This window comes from Bacillus sp. SIMBA_031 (assembly GCF_046535225.1).
Taxonomy (GTDB): domain Bacteria; phylum Bacillota; class Bacilli; order Bacillales; family Bacillaceae; genus Bacillus; species Bacillus velezensis.
The window spans coordinates 1-259 of record NZ_JAWRXC010000397.1 but is presented as its reverse complement, the minus strand read 5'-3'; the positions used below and the strand labels follow the sequence as shown (position 1 = coordinate 259).

The 259-nt window shown below is 62.9% G+C and carries 1 protein-coding gene; it reads right to left on the bottom strand.

All coding sequences use genetic code 11. From position 1 onward, the window contains the following. Positions 1-259, bottom strand: a 259-nt coding sequence (locus tag SB724_RS20770) for a hypothetical protein (protein ID WP_410572830.1), incomplete at both ends; no start/stop codon positions are given.

Sequence of the window (259 nt, the reverse complement as noted above, 5' to 3'; positions counted from 1 at the left end):
CGCGCTCTCGTCCATGAGGATGCCACCGGATTGGTAGTGCTCGTGGAGCCAGCGGGCGGCAGCGGTGGAATTCGTGGTGGAATCCGCTGACATCTTTCCCTCGGCCAGCACAGCAAGCCGGGCCGCGGGATCCGCGCTCCACCAGACGTTTTGGACCACAAGAGCCGCCAGCAGTGCTCCGATCAACCACGGGCGGACTTTTTTGGGACGAGCCATTTCCTCAACCACTACGGCAACGAGGATGGCCAGCAGAGGAAGC